Genomic DNA, 22,415 nt, shown 5'->3' with positions numbered 1-22,415 from the left:
TTCGCTGCCTACTCGGCATCCGAACATCCGTCCTTTAGTACCACCTTGTCCGCATTCGTCGACAGGCGTGTAACAGCGGTTAGGAATCAGATCAACGGCGGGAATCCCCGCTGCATGAACCACAACACCCCGGTCCCCCCGCTCTCCCCCCGCCCGGTCCGCCACCTCTCCGAGGTGCACCGCCGAGTGATGACGGCCGCGCAGTTGAGGTCGCACGGTGTCTCCTCGGCCGAGACCAACGAGCAGTGCCGCTCCGGCGGCCCCTGGCAGCAGCTCCTCCCGGGCGTGATCCTGCTCCACCCGGGCCCGCCGACCAGCGAGGAGCGGCTGCACGCGGTCCTGATGTACGCGGCGAAGGAGCGCACCGTCAGGGTCCCGGCCCAGCCCGGAGCCGAGCAGCCGCACGCCCCGGTGTACGCGGAGGCGATGATCACGGGCCTGGCCGCCCTGACCCTGCACGGCTTCACCTCGGCCCCGCCCCTGATGTCCCAGAACAAGCTGGACGTCCTGGTCCCGCGTCTGCGCCGGCTGCGCTCGGCGGGCTGCGCCCGCGTCGTCCGTACGACGTCCATGCCGGCGGCGGAGCAGGTGACGGGGCTGCCGGTGGCGCCGGTGCCGCGGGCGCTGGCGGACGCGGTGGCGGAGCTGTCGGACGCGGGGGTGGTGCGCCGTCTGCTGACGGAGGCGGTCCGTGGCGGGCACACCGAACCGGCGTCGGTGGTACGCGAGTTGAACAACGCCAAGCTGCTGAGCCGACCGCACGTGGTGGACGCGGTGGACTCCCTGCTGGCGGAGGGCCGGGCGATCGCGGAGGACCGTCTGTACCGCATGGTCCGCGAGCACGGTCTGCCGGACCCGGTGTGGAACGTCGACCTGCGCCTGCCCGGCGGCCCCCACCTCGGCGGCCTGGACGCGTACTGGCCGGAGCAGGCGGTCGCCGTCGAGCTGGACACCCGCGCCCCGCGCCAGGACGAGGACGCGCTGTGGTCGGAGTACGCCCGTAAGCGCGAGCACCTGGAGCGTCTCGGCATCACGGTCGTCCACATCACCCCGAAGAAGCTCCGTGAGTCGACGGAACAGCAGGCGGCGGTGGTCCGTACGGCGCTCATGGCGTCCGGCGACCGCGATCCGGCCGCGTATGTGGTGGTGCTGCCCCGGTAGTGACGGACCGGGGCGGGATCAGGGGGGAGAGGAGGGGCCGCCGATCGGAGGGGGATCGGCGGCCCCTCCTCGCGTGCATGCTCAGGCGCGGGTCGCGAGGAGCCGGCGCAGCGCGGCATGGCCGGGCGGTCCCCAGGTGGGCTTGCCGCCGGGACGGCCGTGGACACCCGCGTCCCCGATGAAGATGCAGCCGAGGGCACGCCACACCGCGCAGCCGCGGGCGCGCCGCACGGTCGCTGCGTCCGGAGCCGGCCGACAGGCCTGATGGAACCGGTCGACGGCCCCGTCGGGCAGCAGAATCCAGGCGGCGGCGAGATCCCAGGCCGGATCGCCCGCGCAGAGGTCACCGAAGTCGATGACACCGCAGAGGGTGCCGTCCGCGGTGAGGACGTTGGCCGGGTGCAGATCGCCGTGCAGCCACATCGCCGGCCCCTCCCACGGGGCCGCGGCGACGGCGTCCTCCCAGACCTCGAGGACGGCGTCCGGATCAGGGATCAGCCCCTGCTCGGCGGCGGAGGCGATCCCCTCGGCGACCCCTTCGGCCTGATCGGCCAGGGGCCCGCCCCGCCCCCGCCCGACGGGCGCCCCGGCGGGAGCGGGCCTGTGCAGAGCCGTCAGGAACCCGGCGAGGGCATCAGCCGCCTCCGCCCCGCGCGTGACGGGAGCCCGGTCGGCAGGCTCCCCCGGCACCCACGTGGTGACGATCCACGGCCGCGGAAACCGCTCGGACGGCTCCCCGAGCCGCTGCGGCACCGGAACCGGCAACGGCAGCCCCGCCGCAAGGCCGGGCAGCCAGGTGTACTCCCGGCGCACCAGCTCATCGGCGGACTCCGTCACCCACGGCAACCGCACCGCGAGGTCGTCCCCGACCCGCCACAGCTGGTTGTCCCACCCACGCGCACCGAACTCCACGGGACGATCGGCGAGGTCGGGGTGCTGCTCCCGCAGCAGTTCCCGCACCAGCTCTGCGGTGATCTCGATCTCGGTGGTGGTCATGCGGAGCCACCGTAGCCGGTGCGCGCACCGGGAACCGCCCGGTCGGCACTTCAGGAACGGACGTGCCCCTCGTCCAGGCCGACGCCGGTGACGACGCCCTCGATGAGCGCCGCGTACGACGCCACCATCCGCGTACGGCTGAAGCGTTCGCGGCTCGCTGCCAGGACCGGCGCCAACGCCCCGCGCCGGGCCGCCGCCTCCGACCACGCGGCCGCGATCCCCACCGGGTCCGGGGCCGTCAGGATGCCGTGGCCCGTGACGATCGCCGCGCTGTCGCCGACGTCCGTGGAGACGGGCACCGCGCCGCACATCATGCCCTCGATCAGACAGAGGGGGGCCGCCTCGCCCCAGGAGGAGGTGAGGGCGACGACGTCGGCGCCGGCGTACACCGTCTCCATGTCCCGCCGTACGCCCAGCAGCCGGAGGCGGTCACGGAACGGCCCCAGGCCGGCGGCGACGATGTCCGCCTCCAGGGCGGGGTTGGCCGGTGTCATGCCCGCCCCGCACATCAGCACCTGCCCCGCCGGCTCGTCCCGCAGCCACTCCCGCGCCGAGGCCAGGAACAGCGGCACGTTCTTCATGCCGTCGTAGCGGGCGGCGAAGACGACCACCGGGGAGGCGGCGGAGATGCCCAGCTCCGTACGGAACCCGAGCCGGCGGGCCGCGTCCGGGCGGAAGCGGAACAGGTCCACCCCGTTCGGGATGACGTGGAGGAGCTCGGACGGGATGCCCGCCGCCTCGTACGCGGCCCGTGTCGACTCCGCGCAGCAGACGCAGGCCGCGACCGTGCCGTCGGCGATGGCGGCCTTGAGGTCGTCGAGGGCGCGGCCCTGGTTCTCGGGGTCGGAGCGGTGCAGGCAGACCACGACCGGGCGGCGCGGCAGGCCCGCCTGGTTCAGCAGGGCGAGCGGCTGTTCCTTGAGCGACAGGATGACATCCGCCGCCGCCATCGCCCGAGCCGTTTCGGCCAGCTCCGGCCCGGTGAAGTCGGCCGAAATGCCGTGGCCGGTGCCGTGGACCCGGTCGAGGGCGGAGACCACCACGCCCGCCGAGGTGAGCGCGCGATGGCACGCGTCGTCCTCCATGCGCTGGCGGGTGGCCTCCCGGTGCACCTCCGCGTGGAGGCTCAGCGCCCCGTGCCGTTGACCGCCTTCGACCAGACCCAGCACCACATCGGTGTGCACGATCCGTGCACCACCGGAGAAAAAGCCCTCGTAGACCGACAGCACCCGCAGCCCGTGTCCCGTACGCACACGACCACCCGCCTTGCACTCAGTTCCAGCCATCCCCCGTGAAGCGCGGGTTAGCCGATATGAGGCGGTACGGACATTACGTACGCATGAACTGAGTGCTTCGTGTCTGGGTCGGCGCAATTAAACGAAACGCGGAGCTATTTTTTGCCGCAGAATTCCGCTTCGACCACCGCGAGGGCATCCCCCGACCAGTCGCCGTTGAAGTTGAAGGAGAGGGAATGGCGGCCGTCCGCGGTCGTCACCGCCACCGAGGACGAGCCGTGGATCCCGCCGTCGTGACCCCAGACGCCGACCCCGCACGACAGCTTGAGCTCCATGAGGCCGAGGCCGTAGCCGGCGTTCGGATGGGCCGCGTCCGTCACCGTGGTCCGCATCTCCGCGAGCTGCTCCGGCGGCAGCAGCCTGCCCTTCAGCAGCGCCGAGTAGAAGCGGTTCAGATCGGCGTTGTCGGAGATCATCCCGCCCGCCGACGAGGCCGCCGAGGGGTTCATCTCCGTGACGTCGTACGTCGGTCCCGTGATCGTCTCCGCGAGCTTGGAGTAGGCGCGGCTGCTGGGCCGCGGGACGGTGGCCCGGGTGCCGGGGACCGAGGTGGCGTCGAGGTGCAGGGGCCGGATGACCCGCTCGCGGATCTCGTCGCCGTACGGCCTGCCCGTGGCCTTCTCGATCACCATTCCGGCAAGGACGTAATTGGTATTGGAGTATTTCCAGGAGGTGCCCGGCGCGAAGTCCGGTTTGTGGGACATCGCGATGTCCACCAGGTCCTGCGCCGACTTCGTGTCGTAACGGTGCTCGAAGAAGCCGTCCTTCTCGAAGTACGTCCTGCGGAACTCCGCGTCGGCCGTGTAATTGAAGATTCCGCTGGTGTGGTTGAGGAGCGCGCGCAGGGTGATCGCGCCGCCGTCGTGGCCGTTGCCGCGGACGACGCCGGGCAGCCATTTCTCCACCGTGTCGTCCAGCGACAGCCGCCCCTCCGCCTCCAGTTGGAGCACCACCGTCGACACGAAGGTCTTGGTGATGCTGCCGACCCGGTAGCGGTCGTGGGCCGAACGCGGCTTGCCCGTTCCCAGGTTGCCCACCCCGGCGGTGGCGGACCAGACGCGGTGCCCGGTCCTCGCCTCCGCCGTCACCCCGGGCACGCCGTCCTTCACGGCGGCCTCGATCGCCTTCCGGGTCGCGTCGTGGCCGCCTCTGGCGGGTGCCGCGGCGAACGCGGGTCCCGCCAGGGCCACCGACAGCGCGACGGCGGTCGCCGCCACGAGAGTTGTCCGTACGGTCATGTCTCTCCCCGTTGTGCTCGTCCTTGTGCTCGTCGTCGAGCTCGGTCGCGGGGTGAGACACGGCCGGTATCAGCGGGGTTGAGCCGGGTACGCCGGTTGAGCGGGTTTCGGCCCTTCGGGGCTCAGCCCTTGCGCAGCACCAGTTCCGTGTTCCGGTCCCGTGCCTCGCCCGCCAGCTTCGTGCTGCCGCCGGGGGCGTTGAAGGACAGCTCGCGGTAGAGCGCCGACAGGCCGGTCTGGGAGAGGTCGGTGAAGTCCGTGCGGTGCGGGGCGGAGGACTCGATGCAGGTGGTGAAGAGGGAGATGGTGCCGTCCTTGTTGTCCACCAGCTCGACCACGCGGGCGAGCTGGGGGTAGTCGACGTGCGAGGCGGTGGAGATCTCCCAGAAGGAGCGGCCGCCGGCCGAGGCGTGCGGGGTGATCGCGTTGCGGTGGATGTGCCCGTTCACCCAGGCCAGGACGTTGCGGTGGCTGCCCAGCAGGGCGACGACCTCGGCACCGCTGTGCCGGCGCTCACCGGGGCGGGCCGGGTCGGGGCGGGAGTTGTCCATGGACTTGCTGGTGTGGTGGCTGAAGACGATCGCGTACGAGTCCTTGTTGTCCTTGAGCGTCCTGTCCAGCCACTTCAGCTGGGCCGTCCCGACGGACCCCTCGTAGTGGCCGCCGGCGTCGGTGGTGTCGAGGCTGATGCCGATGACGTCGTCGGCGATGCGGAAGGAGTAGTACTGGGTGTTCGCGTCGATGTTGGCGGTGGAGTAGCCGTGGCCGACGGGACCTACCCCGCGGTGGGCCGGGTCCAGGTGGGCCTGGAGATACTCCCGCGGCGTGAACGGCGCCCGCTTCTCGTCCGGGGTGACCGAGCGCATGTCACGGGCGTGCGCCTTGAGCAGCTCGCGGTAGACGCCGGACCCGGTGGGGTCCTTGTCCTTCTTGAGGGAGTCCTGGAGCTTCTTCGCCTCGGCCGCGGACAGGGTCATCAGCTTCCTGCCGCCGACGGCCAGCTCGGTGAGGTAGGAGTCGGCGTGCGAGGCGTAGGTGCCGAGCGGCAGCGAGTCGTGGTTGCCGACCGTGGAGTACCAGGGCAGGTTCAGTCCTGGGCTGTTGACCTCGCGGACGGCGGCGGCGAGGAAGCCGTCGAGGTGCGGGAAGCCGCGCTGCTTGTCGGCGTCCCGGACACTCGCGTCGGGCTGCCAGTACTGCTTGATGCCACTGTTCTGGACGCCCTCGTAGTGCCGCGGGTCACCGCTGTTGGGGCTGATCCGCCCGCCGCTCATGACCTTCAGGAACCACTCCAGCTCGGTTTTCGAGTTGTTGTCCGTGTTGTCGCCGGTGGTCATGGCGAAGTGCAGCGGCGCTCCGGTCACCGGGCCGCCGCGCAGCGCGTTGATCCGCTCCACGAGCGCGATCGCCCCGTGCACGGTCAGCGCCTCCTGCGGCCGCCAGGCGTGCACATCGGTCGAGCGCAGGTATTCGAGCCGCAGCGGGTGCTGGGTGTCGATCAGATGGAGATCGGTGAGCTGGACGAACGCGGCGAGCGCGGTACGACGGCCCGCGCGCCCCGTCTTCGGCGTGGCCAGGTCGGCGCGGACGACGCGCCGCCAGCCGGGTCCGCCGCCGAGGCGGCGGAATCCGGTGGCGGTGCGGGCGGCGGCGACCGAGGCGACGGTGGTGCCCCGGGTGTACGGGGCGAGGGGGGCGGCCGGGGCCTGCCGGGACCGGGCGACGGGCGCCTCGGCGGCCGCGGTGTCGGCGGCGTTGGTGGCGGCCTGGCTGTCGGTGGGCCGCAGGGCGTAGCCGACACCCGCGGAGAGGGACACCGCCGCGGTGGCGGCGAGGACGGTACGGCGGTTGACCTCCAGTGCGGAGGTGGCAGAGCGTATGCGCGACATGGCGCGGTCTCCCCGAGTGCGAACGCGTCGGCAGTGGTCGCGGGTGCTCGCGGTTGCGAACAACCCGCTCGCTCTGGATCGTTGGCACCGGGGATGACCTGCACGTGAACGAGACGGCAACGTGCAACGCCGATCACCGTACGTGGATCTCTGTCCACCTTCCGCGTCCACGGCCGCTCCTCGAACGGCCCGGAGGCGGTCACTCCGTGTTCATTTTCCTGGGTAAGACGGCGGTACCGCCGGGGCCCGGGGAGCAACCGGGGCCCGAGGAGCCGCCGGGGCCGACGCCCCCTACACCGCCCGCCCCGCCGCGGGCCGCTCGCGCCACAGCCGGAGCCCGATGTCGACCAGCGAGACCCGGTGCAGAGCGGACACGGCGTCCAGGTCGTGCCAGGCGGCCATGTCGGTGGAGCCGCCGATCTCGTGGCGCAGCTCACCGCCGGTGACCCGGCCCTCGTAGACGAGCCGTACGCCGTGGTGGTCGACCCTGCGGCCGAAGCGCCGGGCGTAGGTGTGGCGGCGGGAGTCCACGCCCAGCAGGCCGGTGACCTCGATGTCGTAGCCGGTCTCCTCCTCCACCTCCCGCAGGACGGTGTCGTAGGGGTCCTCCCCGTGCTCCATGCCGCCGCCCGGCAGGGTCCACTCCGGATTTCCGGCGCCGTCGATCCACCGGGCGAGGAGGACCTGGTCGTCACGGACGCATATGGCGTAGGCCGCCACCCTCAACTTCTGGCGCATACAGGGAAGTTAGCCCGCCGGGTCGGGATTCGCCGGTGAGTATTCGGGCGCCGACCAGCGCAGCGGCAGCGCCGCCGGCGTCTCGACGGCCTCCGTCACGGTGAACCGCACCCTGCGTTCCGCGCCGAACTCCGTGCGCGCCTCGCCCGTCAGCTGCAGTGCCGTCCCGGTCGTCCAGTCCAGGAACAGCAGTCCGGCCCTGGGGTCCGCCGCGAGGTTGCCCAGGGTGAGGAACATGGCGTTGCCGGGGTAGTCCCGCCAGCTCAGCTCGCGCGGCGAATCGACGTGCACGAAACCGGGGTTGCCGCCGCGATGGCTGGCGTCGGCCCCGCCCGGGTGCACGGTCGCCACGAAGAAGGTGTCGGCCCGGGAGACGAACTCGGCCTGTCCGCCGGTCAGTTCGGCACCCCGCACCGGTGTCCCGCTCCTTCGGCCCGCGACCGTCTCGTAGGACTCCCTGCGCTGGAGGTATTTCGGGCAGTTGGCGAACACCTGCTCCGCGTCGACGGAGAATCCTCCCGCGGACGGCCGGAGCCGGCCGTTCAGGCGCATACGGCGGCGGGTGCGCGGGTCGAGGGCGATCGTGCCGACGGACACACCGGCCGTCGCGAGGGCGGGGGCGAGCGGGTCGGTCGGGAGCACCCCGCCCGTCACGGTGATCCGGCGTGGGCCCGTTGCCCGGACGAAGCCCGGGGCCCCGGACAGCGGCGACGCCCAGACCCGGCCCGTCGACGGGTCCGCGGCGCCCACCACCAGCAGCGGCTGGAGTCCGAGGAAGGCCGCGGCGACCGGCTTGATGCCCTCGCCGACCGACCGGCCCACATGGTCCGCCGACTCGCGCACCCCGACCCGGTCCTGCACCTCTCGCGAGCCCGCGTGATAGACGCCCATGACTAGAAGAACCCGCAGGTCGGCGCCGACTCGACGGGGGCCGGGGCGCCCTCGGCGCCGCTCGGCACCGAGATCTCCAGGCGGGTGCCGTCCGGGTCGTGGAAGAAGATGCCGCCCGACGCCGCGCCCTCGCTGTGGGCGACGACTCCCTCGTAGGCGAAGTCCGCGCCGTACGAGCGCAGCGCCCGCTCGTACTCCTCGACCCGTTCCACCGAGTCCGCCTCGAAGGCGAGGTGGTGCAGGCCGGCGCGGTCCGGTGCGTACGCCCCTTCGGCCTGCTGCCACAGGGTGAGGACGAGCTTCTCCCCGTCCCCCAGGAACGCGTACCGCCGCCCTTCCTCCTTGCCCTCGCCGATCAGGGCGAAGCCCAGGATCTCGCGGTAGAAGGCGAGCGAGCGGTCGAGGTCGGTGACGTTCAGGCCGATGTGGCCGGTGCGCAAGGTCATGACTGTCCCCTTCGGCTGTGCAGCACACTGTTCTAACCTGTGTGAGCAAAGTTAAGGGTTAGAAGCGGTCGGTGCAACCCCTCACGTACCCTTGACCGGTTAGCACGGAAGGGAGCCCCACATGTCCGCCGATCCCCGCCCGCTCATCGGCGAGCCCCTCGCGCTCGACCTGCTCAACACGCGATGGATGCAGGACGGGGTCGCCCAGGACCTGCTCACCGGCACCGACGGGCTCGCCGTGTGGCTGCGGGCCAACGCGCTCGACGGGCGGTTCGACGCCGACGAACCCACCCTGCGACATGTGCTGCACGCCCGGGACGCCCTGCGCAGGGCCGTCGACGAGAAGATCACCGAAGGGGTCGACGCGGTGCTCGGCCACGGCCGCATCCGGGCCACCCTCACCCCCGAAGGCCCCGGCGAGGTGCCGGAGTTCGAGGATCCCGCGTGGGGACCCGCCTGGCTCGCCGCCCGCAACTACCTGGAGCTGCTCACCACCGCGCCCGACCGGATCCGCGGCTGCGCCCACGAGGCGTGCGTCCTGCACTTCTTCGACACCTCACGCAACGGCACCCGGCGCTGGTGCTCGATGGCGGCGTGCGGGAACCGGGCCAAGGCGTCGCGGCACTATGCGCGCACCAGAGAAGCCTGAGAGCCCTTGGCCGATCCATCCCTTTTGTCGCTCAACTCCCTAAAAGGGATCGCGGGTTTTCCCCACACGCCCATATCGATTCGGTCAACTCTCCCTAAACATCCTTCCCATGCGTAAAGCTGTGCGATCGTCCGGGCTCGCATTTCCGGACTCTCGCGGTCAGGACCGATCAGTCCCGGCCGCCACCGCACGTTCCTTTACCTACAAGGGATGCCGATGACCCTCACCCCCCAGCGCGATCCGATATCGGGCGGCGCGAGACGCGTGGTGCGCATAGCCGTCGCAGCCGGTGTCGTGGCCGCGCTCTCCGCGGCCGGACCGATACCCATGGCCGTCGCCGCGGCCGACGCGCCCCCCGCGGCCGACCCGGTCGTCAAGTCCGCGCACGACAAGCTCGGTTCGGACGACGCGGACCTGCTCGCCGAGGCGAAGGCCGACGGCGACAAGAGCATCTCGATGATGATCGCGACCGCTCCGGGACAGACCGAGCAGGTCGCCAAGCAGCTGGACGCCGTGGACGGCGGCCTCGTGGGCCGCACCTTCGACAAGGTCGGTTACGTCCGCGCCACCGTCCCCACCGCCAAGGCGGACGCGGCCATCGCGGCCGCCGTGAAGCTCTCCTCCGTGCACGGCATCGACCTGCGCCAGGAGATCCCGCTGGACGACCCGACGCCGAGCGCGGACACCGCCAAGGGTGCCTCCGCCGCCGCGACGGCCGCCGCCTACCCCGCGCCCGGCAAGAAGACCCCCGCCGAGAACCCGTACAACCCGTCCTTCGAGACGGGCGCCGTCGACTTCGTGAAGGACCACCCGAAGGCGGACGGCCGCGGCATCACCATCGGTGTCATCGACTCGGGTGTCGACCTCGGCCACCCGGCGCTGCAGAAGACCACCACCGGCGAACGCAAGATCGTCGACTGGGTCACGGCCACCGACCCGGTGAGCGACCAGGACGGCACCTGGCGGCGGATGAACAACCCCGTCAGCGGCCCGAGCTTCACCATCGCGGGCGCCACCTGGAAGGCCCCCGCGGGCGCCTACCAGTTCAACCTGTTCCGCGAGTCGGCCACGGCCGGCGGTGACGCCAAGGGCGACTCCAACCGCGACGGCGACACCACCGACGTCTGGGGCGTGCTCTACGACGCGGCCGCCGGCACCGTCCGGGTCGACCTGAACAACAACAACGACTTCACCGACGACGCGGCCATGAAGCCGTACAAGGACGGCTTCCAGATCGGTTACTTCGGTACCGACAACCCGTCGACCGAGGTCGTCGAGCGCCAGCCGTTCGTCGTCGAGATCCGCAAGGACGTCGTCTTCAACGCGGCCGGTGACAAGTCCGACTACGTCAACATCGGCGTCATCGAGTCCGAGCACGGCACCCACGTCGCCGGCATCACCGCCGCCAACAGCCTGTTCGGCGGCAAGATGAACGGCGCGGCCCCGGGCGCGAAGGTCGTCTCCTCGCGCGCCTGCACCTGGACCGGCGGCTGCACCAACATCGCGCTCACCGAGGGCATGATCGACCTCGTCACCAAGCGCGGTGTCGACATCGTCAACATGTCCATCGGCGGTCTGCCCGCGCTGAACGACGGCAACAACGCGCGCGCCGAGCTCTACACGCGCCTCATCGACACCTACGGCGTCCAGCTGGTCATCTCGGCCGGCAACTCCGGCCCGGGTGCCAACACCATCGGCGACCCCGGTCTGGCCGACAAGGTGATCTCCGTCGGTGCCTCGATCTCCAAGGCGACGTGGGCCTCCAACTACGGCTCCGCAGTGTCGAAGCCGTACGCGCTGATCCCGTTCTCCTCGCGCGGCCCGCGTGAGGACGGCGGCTTCACCCCGACCCTGGTCGCCCCGGGTGCCTCGATCAACACGATCCAGACCTGGCTGCCGGGCGCCCCGGTCGCCGAGGCGGGCTACTCGCTGCCGGCCGGCTACGCCATGCTCCAGGGCACCTCGATGGCCTCCCCGCAGGCCGCCGGCGCCTCGGCGCTGCTGCTGTCCGCCGCCAAGGCGAAGGGCATCGAGCTCACCCCGAAGACCCTGCGCACCGCGCTGACCTCGACCGCCGACCACATCAAGGGTGTGCAGGCGTACGAGGAGGGCGCGGGCCTCATCAACATCGAGGACGCCTGGGACTCCATCAAGGACGGCGCGACCGCCCACGACTACACGGTGAAGGCGCCGGTCGACACCGCGATCGACCAGTTCCTGAAGACGCCGGGCTTCGGCACCGGCATCTACGACCGTGAGGGCGGCCTGAAGGCCGGCGTGAAGAAGTCGTACGAGGTCACCATCACCCGTACGTCCGGCGCCGACAAGCCGATCCGCCATGAGCTGCACCTGGAGAACAACGCCTCCGGCACGTTCTGGATCGTCGGCTCCGACGAGGTGAAGCTGGAGCTCAACAAGCCGGTCACCGTCAAGATCGCCGCGAAGGCGCCGACCGCCGGTCTCAAGAGCGCGATCCTGGAGGTCGACGACCCGCGCACCGAGGGCATCGACAAGCAGATCCTCAACACGGTCGTGGTCTCGACGCCGCTGAAGTACACGACGTCCGCGTCCAACACCGTGCAGCGCAACAGCTCGCAGCACTACTTCGTGACCGTCCCCGAGGGCGCCAAGTCCCTCGAGGTCGCGATCGGCGGGCTGAAGGGCAAGAGCCAGACCCGGTTCATCGCGATCCACCCGTACGGCGTTCCGGCCGACTCGACCAGCACGCCGAACTGCTACAACAACTACCTCGACGGCAACGGCTGCCGGCCCGACGTGCGTTCGTACGCGGACCCGGTCCCCGGCGTCTGGGAGATCGAGGTCGAGTCGCGCCGTACGTCGCCGCTGCTCGACAACCCGTACAAGCTGGACGTCACCGTCCTCGGCGCCGCCTTCGCCCCGGAGGTCGTGACCGTGCCCGAGGCCAAGGTCGGCACCCCGGCCGCCGCCTCCTGGAAGGTGACGAACAACTTCGCCGCGATCGACGGCAAGCTCGTCGGCGGCCCGCTCGGCTCGGCCAAGTCGGCCCGTCCGGCCATCGCCGACGGCGCCACCACGACCACCACGGTCGACGTGCCCGAGGGCGCCAAGTCGCTCGACGTGACCATCGGCAACGTCTCCGACGCGGCCGCCGACCTCGACCTGGTCGTCCTCGCCCCCGACGGCAGCGAGGCCGGCTCCTCGGCCGACGGTGACTCGGAGGAGTCCGTCTCCGTGGCCGACCCGGCCGCCGGCACGTACACCGTCCAGGTCATCGGCTACTCGATCCCGGCCGGCTCGACCGAGTACGACTACCAGGACGTCTTCTTCTCCCCCGCCCTGGGCAGCGTCAGCGTCGACTCCACCCCGGTGAAGCTGGGCACCGGTGGCACCGCGGACGTCTCCGCGAACGTCACCGCCCTGGCGGCCGCTCCGGAGGGCCGTGAGTTCTTCGGTCAGGTCCAGCTGGTGAACGCGCGCGGCACGGTCGCGGGCCTCGGCAGCGTGAAGATCGAGAAGGTCACGCCGTAACCGGCAGGTAGTTCGGCAACAGGGGCGGGCGTCCGTACGGGCGCCCGCCCCTCGCCGTGTGCCCGGCTCAACCGGCCGAGCAATCCACGTCCCGCGCTCCCGGCAACGCCTCCTCGACCATCAGCCGCCCGGCCTCCAGGTCGTCCCCGGCGGCCCCTTTCCCGCCCTCGGCGTAAGGCTCGTCGCCCGCGCGATAGGTGACCGGCCCCTCTCCGGACAGACTGGAGACCAGGACGAGCATGCGCGCACCGGTCCGGTAGTACGCGGGGACGTACTCCCCCTGGTCGCTGAAGGACAGCCGCCGGTCCCCGCTCGACGGCTTGTAGTAGCGCTCCACCTCCAGCACGATCCGGTACCGGTCGCCGCCGGCCGACTCGACCCGCTCCACCGTGCCCTCGACGACCGCCCGCGCACAGGCGACGAGCCCCTCCTCGGTGAGCAGGGCATCGGCGCCGCCCTCCCCGACACCCCCGTGGGCCACCACGTACATCGTCCCCGTGCCCAGCAGCGCGAGAACCACCGACGCCGCGAGCGCGAACAGCCCCCACCCCCGCACCCGCCGCCGACGCACAGGCCCGGCAGGCCCCGCCGCCTCCCGTCCGGCCGCCTCCCGGGCCAGCCCGTCCCCGATCCACCGCAGCTGCTCCCGTACGGCGTCCATGTCCCGTTCCGCGGCCGCGTGCCGGGCCGCCGAGGCGCCGTCCCGGGTGTCCGGGGGCTCGCCCAGGAGAACCGCCATCAGCTCGTCGTCGCGCTCCACCGTCACACCGTCTCTTCCACGTTCAGCCGCTCACGCAGAAGCCTCGCCGCCGCGTACAGCCTGCTCTTGACCGTCCCCAGGGGGATGTCCAGCTGCTCCGCGATCTGCGGGACCGAGAGGTCCGCGTAGTAGCGCAGGACCAGCACCTGGCGCTGGGCGTCGGGCAGCACGTCGAGGGTCTCGGCGACGGCGAGGGCCCGCACGCCGGCGTCCGTGGCGTCCTCCACCCGGCTCTCCGGCGGGTCGAGCAGGGCCAGCCGCTCCCTGACCCGTTCCTGGCGGTGCCGGGTGCGGTGCCAGTCGACGGCCAGGTTGGAGGCCACCACCGCGGCCCAGGCGCCCACGTCCCGCGGCGGCTCCTCGCCCCGCGCCCGGCGTTCGAGGAGCCGCAGCCGCACCTGCTGGAGCCCGTCCTGCAGATCGTCCTGCGGGACCCCGCCGAGGGCCAGGACGGCACGGACCCGGTCGGCCTGCGCCGCGCTCAGCGGGTCCGACGCCGCCTGCGCGTCCCGCGGTCTCCTGATCGGCACCCGTGCTCCCCCTCAGCCCCGTCTGTCCGGATCGCGTTTCCCCTGAACGCGTTTCTCCTGAGACGTGGGAGCGGCACAGATCGTTCGGTCACTCGCAGGTGAGCTTGCGCGACTCCGGCAACGAGGCCTGGATCCAGGCCCGTTCCCGGGCCACCTCCGCCTCGCCGACCACCCAGTGGTCGGGCACCGCGTCGCCCTTCGGCACCCCGAACAGCACCTGGTCGCCCCGGACCAGGCCACGGGTGAACGTGTCGTCGACGACGTAGGTGAGCCGCTCCGGGCGCTGCCCGTCCTGCTTGTAGTAGCGGACCACGTCCACGGTGATCCGCAACTGCACCCCGTCCTCCAGGCGTTCGACCGAGGCGATCTTCGCCTCGACGACCAGCTGTGTGCAGGCGAGGTAGTGCGGGCTGCCGAAGCGGGTGCCGGACTCCGCGGCCGTGGAGTCCTTGGCGATGGATCCGCCGTCGGCGTCGTCCGAGGAGGTCATCGCTCCGCCCGCGCCCGTCGCCACCAGCCAGCCGAGCCCCGCGACCACGGAGGCCGCCGCGGCCACGGCGAGGCCCCGGAAGGCGAACCTGACGGCCCGGCGAGGGTTCGGGACGGGGCGCGGAGGGGCGGACCTCGCGGCCGGGGACGGCTGCGCGGGCGGTTCGGCGAGGGCGTCGCCGATGATCCCCAGCTGCTCGCGCAGCAGCGCCACATCGGCGGTGGCCTTGCGGTGCTCGGTCATGAACGTGGCGTCCGCGCGCTTGTCGTCGGGCACGGGTTCGTCGGTGATCGCGGCCATCAGCGCGTCGATGCCCCGGTCTTCGGCGGTCATCTCACACCACCTCGTCCTCGTGCAGACGGTCGCGCAGCGAGCGGACCGCCGTGTGGAGCCTGCTCTTGACAGTGCCCTCCGGGACGCCGAGCTCATGGGCGATGTCGCGCACCGGAAGATCGGCGAAGAAACGCAGGACGAGGACCTGACGCTGGGCGTCGGGCAGCTCGTCGAGCCCCTGGGCGACGGCGAGGGAGAGCACGCTGGTGTCCTCGCCCGAGGGATGCTCCAGCTGACGCAGGGAGGCGAGCCGTTCGCCGATCCGCTCCTGCCTGCGCTTGGCCCGGTGCCAGTCCATGGCGAGGTTGGAGGCGACGACGGCCGCCCACGCGGAGACGTCGCGCGGCGCCTCGTACCCCTTCGCCGCCCGCTCCAGCAACCGCAGTCGGACCTGCTGCACCCCGTCCAGCAGGTCCGACTGCGGTACGCCCCCGAGCGCGAGCACCGCTCGCACCCGGCGTTCCTGGGCCGCGTCGAGCGGGTCGTCGGGCCCGTCATGGACGCTCTCCCCCTGGCCACGGCGGGCCTTTCTGCGCAGCACAGCCACCCCTCCCCTCGCCGCGTTTCCCCTATGACGCCGAGGACGCCCAGAACGTTCGGTGCCGTTTCCGGAATCCGGTGCCGTTTTCCGGGAATCCGGCAGAGGCGTACGTCACATCCTGGCGTGCGGCACGGGCCCAGGGGCAGGCGAGCTTGCGGCGCCGGGCCTCCAACGGATGAATTCCTGCAGCTCAGCCTGGGTGCCGCCGGAGGACCGCAACCGTCGGTGGGACCGCACCGTCCCATTCCTCGGGCGCCGGGCACAAAGAATTGGACAGGTGGACCGGGGCTGACCGCATGATGGAAACGCCTCGGCCATGCAGCAGACACACAGCAGCCACGTCATCAGCCACGTAGAGGGAGTCACCGTGAGGGTCGGAATCGTCGGAGCCACCGGTCAGGTCGGCACGGTCATGCGCAGGATCCTCACGGAGCGCGCCTTCCCGGTCACCGAGCTGCGCCTGTTCGCCTCGGCCCGTTCGGCGGGCTCGGTCCTGGACGGCGTGACGGTGGAGGACGCGGCGACGGCGGACTACACGGGCCTGGACATCGTGCTGTTCTCGGCGGGCGGCGCCACGTCGAAGGCGCTGGCCGAGAAGGTCGCCTCGCAGGGCGCCGTGGTGATCGACAACTCCTCCGCCTGGCGCAAGGACCCCGAGGTCCCCCTGGTGGTCTCCGAGGTCAACCCGCACGCGATCGCGAACCGCCCCAAGGGCATCATCGCCAACCCGAACTGCACCACGATGGCCGCGATGCCGGTCCTGAAGGTCCTGGACGCCGAGGCGGGTCTGCGGGCCCTGGTCGCCACCACCTACCAGGCGGTCTCCGGCTCCGGCCTCGCGGGCGTCGCGGAGCTGCACGGCCAGGTCCAGAAGGTCGTCGCCGACGCCGACAAGCTGACCCACGACGGCGCGGCGATCGACTTCCCCGAGCCGCAGGTCTACAAGCGCCCCATCGCCTTCAACGTGCTGCCGTTCGCCGGCAACCTGGTCGAGGACGGCCTGAACGAGACCGACGAGGAGCAGAAGCTCCGCAACGAGTCCCGCAAGATCCTGGAGCTCCCCGACCTCAAGGTCTCCGGCACCTGTGTCCGGGTCCCGGTCTTCTCCGGCCACTCCCTCCAGATCAACGCCCGCTTCGAGCGCCCCATCTCCCCGGAGCGCGCGACGGAGCTCCTGTCGACCGCCCCCGGCGTCGAGCTCTCCGAGATCCCCACCCCGCTGCAGGCGGCCGGCAAGGACGTCTCGTACGTGGGCCGCATCCGCCGCGACGAGACCGTCGACAACGGCCTCGCCCTCTTCGTCTCCGGCGACAACCTCCGCAAGGGCGCGGCCCTGAACGCGGTCCAGATCGCGGAGCTGGTGGCGGCCGAGCTCAAGGGCTAGCCCCTTGTGACCTCATAGAGGAAACAGCCGTACTCGACGGCCCGGACGTGGACGAGCACCACGGACGGGTCGTCGAACGCGTTTCGGAAGGCCCTGTCGTCCAGCGTGTCCACGAGCTCGCCGCCGAGGATGCGCCCGTCGGCGGAGTACCGGCGGACAGTCCGGTGCGCGCCCGCGAAGGGGTGGCCGTCGGGGTCGGGCCCCGCACACTCCTCGGCATGGATGAAGACGGGCCCCTGCTCGTCGTAAGCCCCGGGGTCGACGCCCGTCGCGGCGGCCCAGCGGCGCAGCGGCGCGTAGGAGACCAGGGCGATCCTCTCGCCCGGCGTGCTGCGGCGCAGGCAGCACCTGAGGGGCGCCCCGCCCTCGTCGTCGGTCAGGGGAACCATCTCCCGCCCCGAGTCGTCGGTGGAGCGGAGCTCTTTCAGGACCTCGGGGGTGATGGAGCGTGCGGTGTAGGTGGTCATGTGCTCCACACTCCCGGGTGTCCTCCCCGGTCACCGGCGGGTTCCGGACATCGCCTTCCGTGCAGGTCCCATGGAAGGATGGCGGAACCGCCGAACCTACCCATAACGAGGAGATGACCGCGTGCCTGGCACAAACCTGACTCGCGAAGAGGCGCAAGCGCGGGCAAAGCTGCTCAGCGTCGACTCGTACGAGATCGATCTCGACCTCTCCGGCGCGCAAGAGGGCGGTACCTACCGGTCCGTGACCACGGTGCGCTTCGACGTCGCCGAGAACGGGGCCGAGTCCTTCATCGATCTCGTGGCCCCGACGGTCCACGAGGTGACGCTCAACGGAGACGCGCTCGACCCGGCGGAGGTCTTCGCGGACTCCCGCATCGCGCTGCCCGGCCTGCTGGAGGGCCGCAATGTGCTCCGCGTGGTCGCCGACGCCGCGTACACCAACACCGGCGAGGGTCTGCACCGGTTCGTCGACCCGGTCGACCAGCAGGCCTACCTGTACACCCAGTTCGAGGTGCCGGACGCCCGCCGGGTCTTCGCGTCCTTCGAGCAGCCGGACCTGAAGGCGACCTTCCAGTTCACGGTCAAGGCCCCGACCGGCTGGACCGTCATCTCCAACTCCCCGACGCCGGAGCCCAAGGACGACGTCTGGGTCTTCGAGCCGACCCCGCGGATCTCGACGTACATCACGGCGCTGATCGTCGGCCCGTACCACTCGGTCCACAGCGTGTACGAGAAGGACGGCCAGTCCGTCCCGCTCGGCATCTACTGCCGTCCCTCGCTGGCCGAGTTCCTCGACTCGGACGCGATCTTCGAGGTCACGCGGCAGGGCTTCGAGTGGTTCCAGGAGAAGTTCGACTACGCGTATCCGTTCAAGAAGTACGACCAGCTGTTCGTGCCGGAGTTCAACGCGGGCGCGATGGAGAACGCGGGCGCGGTGACCATCCGCGACCAGTACGTGTTCCGCTCGAAGGTCACGGACGCCGCGTACGAGGTCCGCGCGGAGACGATCCTCCACGAGCTGGCCCACATGTGGTTCGGCGACCTGGTCACCATGGAGTGGTGGAACGACCTGTGGCTGAACGAGTCGTTCGCCACGTACACCTCGATCGCGTGTCAGGCGTACGCGCCGGAGAGCCGCTGGCCGCACTCGTGGACGACGTTCGCCAACTCGATGAAGACGTGGGCGTACCGCCAGGACCAGCTCCCGTCGACGCACCCGATCATGGCGGAGATCCGTGACCTGGACGACGTCCTGGTCAACTTCGACGGCATCACGTACGCCAAGGGCGCGAGCGTGCTGAAGCAGCTCGTCGCCTACGTCGGCATGGACGAGTTCTTCGCGGGCGTGCAGGCGTACTTCAAGCGCCACGCGTTCGGCAACACGCGCCTGTCGGACCTGCTGGGCGCGCTGGAGGAGACCTCCGGCCGCGACCTGGGCACCTGGTCGCAGAAGTGGCTCCAGACGGCCGGCATCAACATCCTGCGTCCCGAGATCGAGACGGACGAGCACGGCGTCATCACTTCCTTCGCGATCCGCCAGGAGGCCCCGGCGCTCCCCGCGGGCGCGAAGGGCGAGCCGACGCTGCGCCCGCACCGCATCGCGGTCGGCCTGTACGAACTGGACAGTTCAGAGGCCGCCAGCGGCAAGCTGGTCCGCGACGAGCGGATCGAACTGGACGTGGACGGCGAACTGACCGCCGTGCCGCAGCTGGTGGGCAAGCGCCGCCCGGCGGTCGTGCTGCTGAACGACGACGACCTGTCGTACGCGAAGGTCCGCCTCGACGAGCAGAGCCTGTCCTTCGTGACGGAGCACCTCGGCGACTTCGAGTCGTCCCTCCCCCGCGCCCTGTGCTGGGCGTCGGCGTGGGACATGACGCGGGACGCGGAGCTGGCGACGCGGGACTACCTCTCCCTCGTCCTGTCGGGCATCGGCAAGGAGTCCGACATCGGTGTCGTGCAGTCCCTGCACCGCCAGGTGAAGCTGGCGATCGAGCTGTACGCCGACCCGGCGGCCCGCGAGACGCTGCTGACCCGCTGGACGGACGCGACGCTGGCGCACCTGCGCGCGGCCGCCGCCGGCAGCGACCACCAGCTGGCCTGGGCCCGCGCGTTCGCGGCGACGGCCCGTACGCCGGAGCAGCTGGACCTCCTGGAGGCCCTGCTGGACGGCTCCCAGACGATCGAGGGGCTGGCCGTCGACACCGAGCTGCGCTGGGCGCTCGTGGAGCGCCTCGCCGCGGTCGGCCGTTTCGACGAGGCGGAGATCGCGGGCGAGTACGAGCGCGACAAGACGGCGGCGGGCGAACGCCACGCGGCGACGGCGAGGGCGGCCCGCCCGACGCCGGAGGCGAAGTCGGAAGCATGGTCCCAGGTCATCGACTCCGACAAGCTCCCGAACGCCCTCCAGGAGGCGGTGATCGGCGGCTTCGTCCAGACCGACCAGCGCGAGCTGCTGGCGCCCTACACGGAGAAGTACTTCGACGTGGTCAAGGGCATCTGGGACGCCCGCTCCCACGAGATCGCCCAGCAGATCGCGGTCGGCCTGTACCCGACGATCCAGGTCTCCCGGGAGACCCTGGACAGGACGGACACCTGGCTGGCCACGGCCGAGCCCAACGCGGCCCTGCGCCGCCTGGTCTCGGAGTCCCGCGCGGGCGTGGAACGCGCACTGAAGGCCCAGGCCGCGGACGCGGCGGCGGAGTAGCCGAACAGCCGAACAGCCGAATAGCCGATACGAGGCCGAGGGGCGCCCGGTGCGACACCGGGCGCCCCTCGGCTGTGCCCGGTACCGGGCGGGCGCGGGCTCCGCCCCCGGCCGGCGCACTCGGCGCGGCTACCGCCGCGGCGCCGCGGCGGTCACGTCCGCCGATTCCCGCCGACCGCTCCCGTCGGGGAGGCGGAAGGTCCGCCCGGTGGTCGGCGTCTGCGGCCGGCTCAGCTGTCCGGCCACCGTCGCGGCGAACGCCAGCCCCATCCCCGCGAGTTGAACCGCCGTGAGCGCCTGCCCGAGCGCCACCCACCCGACGACGGCCGCGGTCAACGGCGACAGCGGCCCGAGGAAGGTGACCTGTGTGGCGGTGAGCCGCCCGATGCCGCGGAACCACAGCCAGTACGAGACCGCCGTGTTGGCCAGCGCCAGATACAGATAGCCCCCGACCGCCCGTCCGTCGAGCGCGGGCGGGGCCCCCTCGACCAGCAGCGCCAGCGGCGCGATCAGCAGCCCGCCCGCGGTCAGCTGCCATCCGGTGAGCGCCAGCGGCCCCACCCCCTCGGGCCGCCCCCACCGCTTGGTCAGCACGGTCCCGGTGGCCATCGACACGGTCGCGGCGAGCCCCGCCAGGACCCCGACGCCGTCGATCGCCCCGGCCGCCTTCAGTACGACGAGACTGACCCCGAACGCCGCCACGACCCCCGTGACCACGCTCCGCGCGGTCGGCCGCTGCCCCAGCAGGCCCGCCGAGAGGGCCACGACGACCAGCGGCCCCACCGACCCGACGACCGCGGCGAGCCCGCCCGGCAGCCGGTACGCCGACAGGAACAGCAGCGGGAAGAACGCCCCGATGTTCAGCGCCCCGAGCACCCCCGCCTTCCACCACCAGGCCCCCTTCGGCAGCACCCGGGCCAGCGCGAGCAGCAGCAGCCCGGCGGGCAGGGCCCGCGTCAGGCCGGTGAACAGGGGCCGGTCGGCGGGGAGGAACTCGGTGGTGACGGCGTAGGTCGTGCCCCAGGAGACGGGCGCGAGGGCGGTGAGGAGGATGGTCGCGGACCTGTTCATGACCGGCTTCCTTGGAGTGAGTTCGTCAGGGTGGTGCCGCGGGCGACGGTGACCGGCCGGGGCCGTACCGCCTCCTGAGGCAGGCGTCGCTCCACCCGGATCAGCAGGGCGGCGGCGAGGGCCGAGGTGAGGATCAGGACGGCCCACGGCAGCCGGCCGTCGGCCGCGACGAGAAGCGTGAACAGCGAGGGCGCCAGGGCCTTCGCCAGCGACCAGGAGAACTGGTACGACGCCATGTACCGCCCGCGCACCGCCTCCGGAGCCGCCGGCACCGCGAGCACCTCGGCGGCGGGGCTGTGGATCAGCTCGCCCAGCGTGTAGACGACGACCACGGCGACCAGGGCCGCGCCCAGCACCGGCCCGGAGGACGGCCGCACGGTGCCGAGCACGATGTTGGCGAGGAACGCCCCCGCGAACAGCGCCCCGCCGAGCGCCGCGGCCCGGGTCCGCCGGGCACCGGCCCCCCGCACCCGCGCACCGACGAACATCCCCGCCGCCGCGCACAGCACGGTGTTGACCGTGAACGCGATCCCGGTGATCGCCGCGGGCCCGTGCAGCCACTCCACGATGAACAGCGGGAACAGCACGGACAGCGCCGAATAGCTCAGCGCGTTCAGGAAGTTGGCGCCGGTGACGACCAGGAAGGGCCGGTCGGCGAGGACGAGCCGGTACCCGGCCCCGGCCTTCGGCACCCGCACCCCGCTGTCACGCATCGGCCTCAGGGGCCGCAGCAGCAGTCCGGCGAGCGCGAAGGAGAGGGCGTTCCCCCAGGCCGTGTACGTGTATCCGGTGCTGCCCGCGAACGCGATGACCAGCGAGGCGAGCAGCGCACCCGCCCCGTTGCCGCCGTTCTGCAGCGCCCGGGTCGCCGCCTGCAGCCGGTCCCGGTCCGCCCCGCGCGCCACCTCACCGATCAGCGACTGCTGCACGGCGGGGAAGGCCCGGTCGGCGGCCGAGGTGATCAGGGCGACGGCCGCGAAGGCGGCGAGGGACTGGGCGAAGGGGTAGAGCAGGAAGCCGACGACCCGGACGCCGTACAGCACGTACTGCACCCGCCGCGCCCCGTACCGGTCGACGGCCGTCCCGGCGAGCGGCAGCGCGGCCATGCCGGCCAGGCCGGTGGCGGTGAGGACGGCGCCCACGACGGTGAAGGCCAGCCCGGTCACATGGTGGAAGAACACCAGCGTGAACGGGACGTACATGCCGGTGCCGATCCCGTTGACGGCGGCGGCGACGGGCAGGGCCCACCGGCCGGGTGTGCGGCCCTCTTCCTGCTTCTCCACGACCCCTCCAAGTAGCTTGTCGTTAATTAGCTTAGCGCT

At 71.7% G+C, this 22,415-nt stretch carries 19 protein-coding genes; 5 read left to right on the top strand and 14 right to left on the bottom strand.

The features are described from left to right. Window positions 1-114 precede the first annotated feature (114 nt). Window positions 115-1,161 carry a hypothetical protein gene (locus tag PH203_RS13370; RefSeq protein ID WP_289920108.1) on the top strand — a complete coding sequence of 349 codons (1,047 nt, stop codon included), beginning with the start codon at window positions 115-117 and terminating at the stop codon, window positions 1,159-1,161. 81 nt (window positions 1,162-1,242) lie between these two features. Here PH203_RS13370 and PH203_RS13365 read toward each other — a convergent pair whose 3' ends face one another. From PH203_RS13365 to PH203_RS13335, 7 genes are all read right to left on the bottom strand, one after another. After that, on the bottom strand, window positions 1,243-2,157 hold the full coding sequence (locus PH203_RS13365; protein WP_289920107.1) for an aminoglycoside phosphotransferase family protein: 915 nt from the start codon (window positions 2,155-2,157) through the stop codon (window positions 1,243-1,245). Between the two features lie 50 nt (window positions 2,158-2,207). Then, window positions 2,208-3,386 carry a glycosyltransferase family 4 protein gene (locus PH203_RS13360; protein ID WP_289920221.1) on the bottom strand — a complete coding sequence of 393 codons (1,179 nt, stop codon included), beginning with the start codon at window positions 3,384-3,386 and terminating at the stop codon, window positions 2,208-2,210. 161 nt (window positions 3,387-3,547) lie between these two features. Continuing rightward, window positions 3,548-4,690 (bottom strand): serine hydrolase domain-containing protein, encoded by a 1,143-nt coding sequence (locus PH203_RS13355; protein ID WP_289920106.1) that lies wholly within the window; start codon window positions 4,688-4,690, stop codon window positions 3,548-3,550. A gap of 122 nt (window positions 4,691-4,812) precedes the next feature. After that, window positions 4,813-6,579, bottom strand: a complete 1,767-nt coding sequence (locus PH203_RS13350; RefSeq protein ID WP_289920105.1) for a TIGR03767 family metallophosphoesterase — start codon at window positions 6,577-6,579, stop codon at window positions 4,813-4,815. 291 nt (window positions 6,580-6,870) lie between these two features. Then, window positions 6,871-7,317: an NUDIX hydrolase gene (locus PH203_RS13345; RefSeq protein ID WP_289920104.1), complete on the bottom strand. Its 447-nt coding sequence runs from the start codon at window positions 7,315-7,317 to the stop codon at window positions 6,871-6,873. A gap of 9 nt (window positions 7,318-7,326) precedes the next feature. Continuing rightward, window positions 7,327-8,208: a pyridoxamine 5'-phosphate oxidase family protein gene (locus PH203_RS13340; protein ID WP_289920103.1), complete on the bottom strand. Its 882-nt coding sequence runs from the start codon at window positions 8,206-8,208 to the stop codon at window positions 7,327-7,329. 2 nt (window positions 8,209-8,210) lie between these two features. Next, entirely contained in the window at window positions 8,211-8,654 is a 444-nt protein-coding gene (locus tag PH203_RS13335; RefSeq protein WP_289920102.1) for a VOC family protein, read from the bottom strand. 121 nt (window positions 8,655-8,775) lie between these two features. Here PH203_RS13335 and PH203_RS13330 point away from each other — a divergent pair, with 121 nt between their 5' ends. After that, entirely contained in the window at window positions 8,776-9,303 is a 528-nt protein-coding gene (locus PH203_RS13330) for a CGNR zinc finger domain-containing protein (RefSeq protein ID WP_289920101.1), read from the top strand. Between the two features lie 216 nt (window positions 9,304-9,519). Beyond that, window positions 9,520-12,813: a S8 family serine peptidase gene (locus PH203_RS13325; RefSeq protein ID WP_289920100.1), complete on the top strand. Its 3,294-nt coding sequence runs from the start codon at window positions 9,520-9,522 to the stop codon at window positions 12,811-12,813. Window positions 12,814-12,880: 67 nt separating this feature from the next. Here PH203_RS13325 and PH203_RS13320 read toward each other — a convergent pair whose 3' ends face one another. The 4 genes from PH203_RS13320 to PH203_RS13305 form a co-directional block, all read right to left on the bottom strand. Beyond that, window positions 12,881-13,573 (bottom strand): hypothetical protein, encoded by a 693-nt coding sequence (locus PH203_RS13320; protein WP_289920099.1) that lies wholly within the window; start codon window positions 13,571-13,573, stop codon window positions 12,881-12,883. 2 nt (window positions 13,574-13,575) lie between these two features. Further along, complete coding sequence (locus PH203_RS13315; protein WP_289920098.1) at window positions 13,576-14,103, bottom strand: sigma-70 family RNA polymerase sigma factor; 528 nt, start codon at window positions 14,101-14,103, stop codon at window positions 13,576-13,578. 88 nt (window positions 14,104-14,191) lie between these two features. Continuing rightward, window positions 14,192-14,926, bottom strand: a complete 735-nt coding sequence (locus tag PH203_RS13310; RefSeq protein WP_289920097.1) for a hypothetical protein — start codon at window positions 14,924-14,926, stop codon at window positions 14,192-14,194. A 1-nt stretch (window position 14,927) separates the two neighbouring features. Further along, window positions 14,928-15,473 carry a sigma-70 family RNA polymerase sigma factor gene (locus PH203_RS13305; protein WP_289920096.1) on the bottom strand — a complete coding sequence of 182 codons (546 nt, stop codon included), beginning with the start codon at window positions 15,471-15,473 and terminating at the stop codon, window positions 14,928-14,930. Between the two features lie 361 nt (window positions 15,474-15,834). Here PH203_RS13305 and PH203_RS13300 point away from each other — a divergent pair, with 361 nt between their 5' ends. Continuing rightward, the gene (locus PH203_RS13300; RefSeq protein ID WP_289920095.1) at window positions 15,835-16,851 is read left to right on the top strand and encodes an aspartate-semialdehyde dehydrogenase; all 1,017 of its coding nucleotides are present in this window, start codon (window positions 15,835-15,837) and stop codon (window positions 16,849-16,851) included. Here PH203_RS13300 and PH203_RS13295 read toward each other — a convergent pair. Continuing rightward, window positions 16,848-17,318 (bottom strand): DUF1203 domain-containing protein, encoded by a 471-nt coding sequence (locus tag PH203_RS13295; RefSeq protein ID WP_289920094.1) that lies wholly within the window; start codon window positions 17,316-17,318, stop codon window positions 16,848-16,850. The two genes, PH203_RS13300 and PH203_RS13295, sit on opposite strands and share 4 nt — an antisense overlap. Before the next feature lie 121 nt (window positions 17,319-17,439). Between PH203_RS13295 and pepN the strand changes: the two genes are divergently transcribed. Beyond that, entirely contained in the window at window positions 17,440-20,022 is a 2,583-nt protein-coding gene (gene pepN, locus PH203_RS13290; protein ID WP_289920093.1) for an aminopeptidase N, read from the top strand. A 129-nt stretch (window positions 20,023-20,151) separates the two neighbouring features. Here pepN and PH203_RS13285 read toward each other — a convergent pair whose 3' ends face one another. Beyond that, complete coding sequence (locus PH203_RS13285; RefSeq protein WP_289920092.1) at window positions 20,152-21,093, bottom strand: EamA family transporter; 942 nt, start codon at window positions 21,091-21,093, stop codon at window positions 20,152-20,154. Then, a complete protein-coding gene (locus tag PH203_RS13280) occupies window positions 21,090-22,376 on the bottom strand; it encodes an MFS transporter (RefSeq protein WP_289920091.1) in 1,287 nt (428 codons plus the stop codon). Before PH203_RS13280 ends, PH203_RS13285 begins: the two co-directional genes overlap by 4 nt. Window positions 22,377-22,415: the final 39 nt, after the last annotated feature.

The sequence above is a fragment of the Streptomyces sp. S.PB5 genome (genome assembly GCF_030403745.1).
Lineage (GTDB): Bacteria > Actinomycetota > Actinomycetes > Streptomycetales > Streptomycetaceae > Streptomyces.
The sequence above is the reverse complement of the archived record's forward strand: the minus strand, read 5'-3'. Positions and strand labels throughout refer to the sequence as shown.

What these genes read in the sequence shown, in the direction of transcription:
- PH203_RS13370 (WP_289920108.1), top strand. Translation starts at nt 115, where the DNA reads ATGAACCACAACACCCCGGTCCCCCCGCTCTCCCCCCGCCCGGTCCGC.
- PH203_RS13365 (WP_289920107.1), bottom strand. Translation starts at nt 2,157, where the DNA reads ATGACCACCACCGAGATCGAGATCACCGCAGAGCTGGTGCGGGAACTG.
- PH203_RS13355 (WP_289920106.1), bottom strand. Translation starts at nt 4,690, where the DNA reads ATGACCGTACGGACAACTCTCGTGGCGGCGACCGCCGTCGCGCTGTCG.
- PH203_RS13350 (WP_289920105.1), bottom strand. Translation starts at nt 6,579, where the DNA reads ATGTCGCGCATACGCTCTGCCACCTCCGCACTGGAGGTCAACCGCCGT.
- PH203_RS13345 (WP_289920104.1), bottom strand. Translation starts at nt 7,317, where the DNA reads ATGCGCCAGAAGTTGAGGGTGGCGGCCTACGCCATATGCGTCCGTGAC.
- PH203_RS13340 (WP_289920103.1), bottom strand. Translation starts at nt 8,208, where the DNA reads ATGGGCGTCTATCACGCGGGCTCGCGAGAGGTGCAGGACCGGGTCGGG.
- PH203_RS13335 (WP_289920102.1), bottom strand. Translation starts at nt 8,654, where the DNA reads ATGACCTTGCGCACCGGCCACATCGGCCTGAACGTCACCGACCTCGAC.
- PH203_RS13330 (WP_289920101.1), top strand. Translation starts at nt 8,776, where the DNA reads ATGTCCGCCGATCCCCGCCCGCTCATCGGCGAGCCCCTCGCGCTCGAC.
- PH203_RS13325 (WP_289920100.1), top strand. Translation starts at nt 9,520, where the DNA reads ATGACCCTCACCCCCCAGCGCGATCCGATATCGGGCGGCGCGAGACGC.
- PH203_RS13310 (WP_289920097.1), bottom strand. Translation starts at nt 14,926, where the DNA reads ATGACCGCCGAAGACCGGGGCATCGACGCGCTGATGGCCGCGATCACC.
- PH203_RS13295 (WP_289920094.1), bottom strand. Translation starts at nt 17,318, where the DNA reads ATGACCACCTACACCGCACGCTCCATCACCCCCGAGGTCCTGAAAGAG.
- PH203_RS13285 (WP_289920092.1), bottom strand. Translation starts at nt 21,093, where the DNA reads ATGAACAGGTCCGCGACCATCCTCCTCACCGCCCTCGCGCCCGTCTCC.